This is a genomic window from Terriglobus albidus, assembly GCF_025685425.1.
GTDB classification, from domain to species: Bacteria; Acidobacteriota; Terriglobia; order Terriglobales; family Acidobacteriaceae; genus Terriglobus; species Terriglobus albidus.
In genome coordinates this window covers 1-3,688 of record NZ_JAGTAS010000010.1, presented here as the reverse complement: position 1 = coordinate 3,688, position 3,688 = coordinate 1, and the positions used below count along the sequence as shown (strand labels likewise).

3 protein-coding genes are annotated in these 3,688 nt (G+C 57.6%); 1 reads left to right on the top strand and 2 read right to left on the bottom strand.

Translation table 11 applies throughout. The features are described from left to right. Window positions 1-345: 345 nt before the first annotated feature. Window positions 346-879, bottom strand: a complete 534-nt coding sequence (locus OHL21_RS00065; protein WP_263415206.1) for a DUF4142 domain-containing protein — start codon at window positions 877-879, stop codon at window positions 346-348. Window positions 880-1,006: 127 nt separating this feature from the next. On the opposite strand from OHL21_RS00065, the gene ribD reads away from it, so the two are divergent. Beyond that, window positions 1,007-2,131 (top strand): bifunctional diaminohydroxyphosphoribosylaminopyrimidine deaminase/5-amino-6-(5-phosphoribosylamino)uracil reductase RibD, encoded by a 1,125-nt coding sequence (gene ribD / locus OHL21_RS00060; protein ID WP_263415205.1) that lies wholly within the window; start codon window positions 1,007-1,009, stop codon window positions 2,129-2,131. Between the two features lie 197 nt (window positions 2,132-2,328). On the opposite strand, the gene OHL21_RS00055 is transcribed toward ribD, so the two are convergent. Beyond that, on the bottom strand, window positions 2,329-3,480 hold the full coding sequence (locus tag OHL21_RS00055) for an IS481 family transposase (RefSeq protein WP_263415204.1): 1,152 nt from the start codon (window positions 3,478-3,480) through the stop codon (window positions 2,329-2,331). Window positions 3,481-3,688 lie beyond the last annotated feature (208 nt).

Below are 3,688 nucleotides of genomic sequence, written 5' to 3'. Positions count from 1 at the left end.
AAAAGAATATGTCGACGTACTACAAGCTTCAGCTCACTTCTCCACCTATCGCGTCCTTAAAAACGCAAAGAAAACACCTTGAAAGGGCTGGGGCTTAAAGCCCATTTCTATATTGAGCCGATAGACCGTGGGCTGAAAGCCCACGTCTCCCACCGATTCGAGCTTCGCTCGAACATCCACCCATCGCGTATCGGGGTCCCCGACGAACTTTGTTCGTTGGGGTGATTTGCGATGAATGGGGCACCCGGAGTTGGATATCTGAAATTTGTCGATACACCCCAAACGACTTTTATGAAAGAAAGGCTGGCAGATGCCAGCCTTTCTTTACGTTGCGGTAGACCGGCGCTACATCGCCGCGGCTTTTGGCGTAGGAATTCCGTTCTTCTTTGCAAGGTCATCGATCATCGCGGTGTGTTCCTCGATGGTCTTACGCCCATCGGAAACCTTGGCCTTCAGTTCATCGTTCTTCGTGCTCTGCTCTTCCTTGGTGAACTCGGCCAGGTCCTTGTGATGGTCTTCCACCATCGCCTTGATGTAGGCCTTATCAAAGGCGTCTCCGTCCAGCTTCTTCAGCTTCTCCGCTTTTGCCTGTGCTTCTTTGGGAGCTTCCGCCGGAGGCTCCACACCGAGCTGGTCGGCAATGGGCTTCAGACTGTCGTTGAGTTTGGTATGGTCGTCAACCATCTTCTGCGCGAAGTTACGAACATCCTGATTTTGAGATTTATCGAGAGCAATCTTCGCAAATGCGACTTCGGCCATTCCTCCGGCTGCGGCTTTCTTGAGGAACACCTTGTCTTTCGCATCCGTGGGTGAGGCGGCAAATGCAGTCGCCATACAGATCGCCATGACAGCCATCGACTTGATCAGTCTTTGAAACATTGCGGTTACCTCTCTGCCTCGAAGGTATCGAGCTGGCGATTCCTTGAGACTCCCGCAGGAGAAAACGCGTTGCCCGCGCCAAATCCATCCCATCAATCCCAAGCGGCTACGATAGAGAGTGCAGCCAATGGAACTGACAGACGACATCCGGTACATGCAGCAGGCCCTCGCATTGGCGCGAGAAGGCGTAGGTCTGGCCTCCCCAAACCCAACCGTGGGATGCGTCCTTGTAAAAAACGGACAGGTCATCGGACGCGGCTTCCATATGTACGAGCATCGTGATCATGCTGAGATCGTCGCCCTGAAAGAAGCTAGAGGCGAGGCTGAAGGTGCAACCGCCTATGTCACGCTGGAGCCCTGCAGCCATCATGGCCGCACCGGCCCGTGTGCGGACGCACTCATTCATGCCCGCGTTGGCCGTGTCGTCGCAGCTACGGTGGACCCCAACCCGCAGGTCGCCGGTCAGGGGCTGGCCCGGCTGGCTCAGGCCGGCATCCAGGTCACAGCAGGCGTGCTCCAGGAAGAAGCCCGTGAATTGAACAATGCCTTCGCAAAGTGGATCGTTACCGGCTCACCCTACGTCGTTCTTAAGGCTGCTCTCTCGGTCGACGGATATCTGGCGCCGCCTCCTCAAACGCGCCATACCCAGGCACCCCACTGGCTGACAGGCGCCGCCGCCCGCGCCCATGTACAGCAGATGCGGCACGCCGCCGACGCCATCCTGACCGGGATCGGCACTGTCTTGGCAGACGATCCACTACTGACCGATCGCACCAACCTGCCCCGCCGGCGCAAACTGCTGCGGGTGATTCTGGATACACAGCTACGGCTTCCCCTTTCCAGCAAGCTCGTCACGTCAGCGGATGATGACCTGCTGGTGCTGTGTCACGAATCTGCTCCAGCCGCAAACGAAGATGCATTGCTCGAGCTAGGTGTTCGAGTAGAGCGGATACAAGCGTCACAGCAGCAGATCAACCTGGTGAACGCACTACGCGTGCTTTCAGAGCGCCAGATCACCTCGGTACTTGTAGAGGGCGGCAGCCGGCTGAATGGGACCTTCCTCGCCAGCGATCTCGTTGATGAGGTTGATCTCTTCTACGCCGAAGCCGAACTTGGCCACGGAGCCGTTCCGTTTGCCGAAGGAGGACCATCTCCTTGCCTGCTGGAACAACGGCTGAGCCGTCTCTCCAAGACAGAGTTCGGCTCCGATACCCTGGTCACCGGATATCTCCGCGATCCCTGGGCAAGCTAGGGTGAGTTCGCCAGGCTGATTCGTGAAGAGCGAGAACATTTTGCTATGAATTTCAGACTCACCGCGCTCGGTCATCGATACAAGTAGATAGGTCGACTCTGGGGACATTCGAGCGGAGCTCGAAGGGTCTTGCTTAAGGGCACAGCTTCAGCTGTCTAGTCTCCAGAGATGGTTTACAGTTTGTCTCCACACATCCTTTACAGGTTGAGAGAGTTTGCAGGGCAGGGTTCCACGATCGTGGAACCCTGCCCTTCGAGGTCGAGTTCCCGGATGGGTGTGTCGCCGTAGAAGATCAGGATGCGTTGGTCGAGACGAGCAAGACGGACAGGCTGGTGAGCCAGGGCACCTGCTACCTGCCAGCTACGCCCGTTCAGCCAGAGGGCTCCGTTGCTGTTGAGCTGGCGCACTTCGGCATCCGACGCGTAAACGGGATCGCGTGGCAGGGTGTGCTCTCGCTGGCTGCGATGCCAGTGCTCTGCTGGTGTTTTCATGTCCAGCGCTTCATGGGGACGAACGTGGTTGTACTCTTCCCGGAAGCGGTCCAGCCATGACTGGCCAAGCGGCACATCAATCATCCCGCATCTCCTCCGTGCTCGCTCCAGAGCACCGTGGAAGCGTTCCACCTTGCCCTGGGTCTGCGGGTGGCGAACCCTTGAGAAGTACAGCCGGATGCCCAGCCGCATCAGCCACACCGACAACTGCGTCCATCCGCCTGGCGACTGCGCGTTCCACCAGGGCTGACCGTGATCCATCAGCATGGCTTCGGGCAGACCACAGTCAGAAAACGCCTTATCCAGACGCTGCTGCACCACCAGACCCTCGCCAGACGACAGCTGCTCCAACACCACGGCATAGCGGCTATGATCATCCAGCACAGACAAGGGACCAAGATGCGCGTTCCATCCTTTAGGGCTCTTGAAGTCCATCTGCCAGAGCTGGTTAGGCGCCTCTCGACAGAAGCTGCCAGTGGCCTGGGGATGGCTGTCCAGCCGATGGATTAGACCGTGCCGTCGCAACACCCGATGTACCGTCGACGATGGCACCTTCACCCCAGACCGGCCAAGCAGAACCGCAAGCTTGCGCGCTCCCCAGTCAGGGTGCTGACCGCGTAGAGATATGATCTGATCTTCCAGCTCTGCCGGGCTCTGACGAGGACTCACCAGGGGCCTGCGGCTGGCTTCCTGCATCCCAGCCGCTCCCTGCTCCCGGTAACGCTTCAGCCACACATAACCCGTTGGACGGCTTATCCCGTACTCCACACACAGAGACGAAAACGATTGCTCTCCAACCATCGCCGCCTCCACGAACCGCAACCGCTGCGCTTCCACTTCCACCTTCCTCCAAGCCATCCAACAACACCCCTAAACAGGCATAAACCTGTAAAGGATCTATGGAGACAAGGTGTAAAGGATGTCATGGAACTGAACAGCTTCAGCTGTGCCGGTACAGTCCGGGGAAAGATGCGGCTTTAGCTGTGAAGTTTCAATAGGTTATTGTCCATCTGACCGAGAACGAAGAAGCTGATTGTGAGAGCAATCCAAAATCTTCGGAGGCCAG